The following is a 2,008-nucleotide window of genomic DNA, read 5'->3' as shown; positions in this document are numbered from 1 at the left end:
ACGCGGCGCGCAGCGCCTCGACGGCGCCCAGCGCGGCGGGCTGCGCGTCGTACGCCTCGGCCAGCCGCTGCCCGAAGTCGTCGGAGCCGATCAGGTCCTCTTTGGTGGGAAAGTAACGAAAAAGCGTGCTGGGCGAGACTTCCGCGGCCTCGGCGACCTGCTCCATCGTGGTATTGGCGTAGCCCCGCTGGCGAAACAGCCGCAGCGCGTGGCGTTGGATCTCCAGCCGGGTGCGCTCCTTCTTGCGCTCACGCAGCCCCGTCATTGGCCTCGGCTCCTTCCCACGCGATGATGCGACGGTACTTGCCTCCCGCCGATTGCTCAACGGGCCGCAGGTCGGGTTCCACGATGACGTCCGCGGCGCCCTGGTCCCCGGCGAGTTCGCGCAGCGCCTCGCAGCCGCGGTTTCTGGCCTCCTCGGCGTCGCCCGCGGAGGTGACCCGCAGCCGCAGGCGGTTCGGCCGCTCCTGAACGATTTGATAAAGGTCGATGCCGTCGATGTGGGGCAGGATCGTGCTGACCATGAGGGACGTGATGGCCACCCGACGCCCGTGGGCGCCGGGCAGCCACAGGATCTCGCTCACCCGGCCGTTGACCCGCAGCGCGGGAAGCGGATTGCCGCATTCACACGAATCCGGGCGCAGCAGCACGCTGTCGCCGAGGTCGTAACGCAGGATCGGCTGGGTGAAGTTGGCCAGGTTGCTCAGCAGCACGGTGTGGGAGGGCTCGCCCGGTGGGGTGGGTTGTCCTTGCGCGTCAACGGGTTCGGCGATCACCCAGTCGCTGTTGACGTGGTACCAGCCGTGCTCGCAACCCGCGCTCAGGAATGGACACTCGCCGCAGCCGTAGGTGTCGCGCACCGTGGCGCCGAAGGCGGCGGCCATCCGCTCGGCCATGACGTCGGCGACCGCCTCGCCCGCGGGCTGGATCAGCACCGGATCGATGTGGAGACGCCCCGCCTCCTGTTCGGCGGTGAGCATGGCCATGGTGCTGGCGTATGCCATCACTATGGACGGACGGAACTCGTTGAGCTCGGCGACGAGTTCGTCCAGCGGTCGATGCACCGACAGCACCCTCACGTGCTCGCCGAATCGTCCACGTTGCATTCGCTTGGCGCCCACGTTGACCAGCAGGTGGCCCTCGGTTGCCACCACCATGGCCATCCGGGCGCCGCGCCGCAGCGCCTTCAGGACCCCCATGGCGCCCATCCACGACAGCATCAGCCCGGAGCTCAGCGCCATGTTCACGGCGAGCGCGGCGTCGTCCACCACGAAGATGCCGCGCCGGTTGGTGGTGCCCGAGGTGGACACGACGGTGTAGTCGCCGAGGAAGCGCTCGCCGACGCGGTCGTGGTCCGCGGTGAACTTCTCGACCCGATCGAACGTGACGCGCGGGTCGGTGACCCACTCGTCGAAGTGGTCCATCAGCGCGAGCTTGTCGGTGACGGGCAGGCGGGCCGGGTCGGTGACGGGGCCGTCGATGCCCCGGTAGAGGCGCGCGTAGTACGGGGACTTGGCGCGCGCGTGGTCGACCAGGCGCGCCAGCCGCTCGCTTTGCACCTGGCGAATCGCTTGCGGCCCCTGCTTTCGGACCCGCTTGATCTCTCGCCGTACCCGCAGCAGATCGTTCATCTCACCCTCGCAATTATGACAGTTGACTACCAAAATATAGCGCACTTTCAGAATTTTGCGCCGACTTTCGGCGAGGCAGAATCGAACCCATGCGTTTCGGCATCCTGGGCACCACCGAGGTCACCGGCGCGGACGGCCGGGTCGGCTCGCCGCGCGGGCCCGGGGTGCGCGCCCTGCTGGCGGTGCTGCTGCTGAACGCGGGCCGCAGCGTCAGCGCCGATCGCCTCATCGCGGCGCTGTACGAGGTCGACTCCGACGCCGGGTCGCCCGCCTCGCTCCAGGCCCAGGTGTCGCGGCTGCGGCGCGAGCTGCGCGACAGCGACCTCGACGTGGGGCACGGGCCGGGCGGCTATCGGCTGGACATCGACGCGGCCGAC

The 2,008-nt window shown here is 69.2% G+C and carries 3 protein-coding genes; 1 reads left to right on the top strand and 2 read right to left on the bottom strand.

Going from position 1 to position 2,008, the window contains the following annotated elements; genetic code table 11:
- Both VE172_RS10985 and VE172_RS10980 read right to left on the bottom strand, forming a co-directional pair.
- Nucleotides 1–265, bottom strand: a 265-nt coding sequence (locus tag VE172_RS10985; protein ID WP_324801169.1) for a TetR/AcrR family transcriptional regulator, incomplete at its 3' end; no start/stop codon positions are given.
- On the bottom strand, nt 249–1,631 hold the full coding sequence (locus VE172_RS10980) for a hypothetical protein (protein WP_324801167.1): 1,383 nt from the start codon (nt 1,629–1,631) through the stop codon (nt 249–251). The genes VE172_RS10980 and VE172_RS10985, both read right to left, overlap by 17 nt.
- An 89-nt stretch (nt 1,632–1,720) precedes the next feature.
- Here VE172_RS10980 and VE172_RS10975 point away from each other — a divergent pair.
- The coding region (locus VE172_RS10975) for an AfsR/SARP family transcriptional regulator (RefSeq protein ID WP_324801165.1) at nt 1,721–2,008 on the top strand (288 nt) is incomplete at its 3' end.

The sequence above is a fragment of the Stackebrandtia sp. genome, assembly GCF_035643755.1.
Lineage (GTDB): Bacteria > Actinomycetota > Actinomycetes > Mycobacteriales > Micromonosporaceae > Stackebrandtia.
The sequence above is the reverse complement of the archived record's forward strand: the minus strand, read 5'-3'. Positions and strand labels throughout refer to the sequence as shown.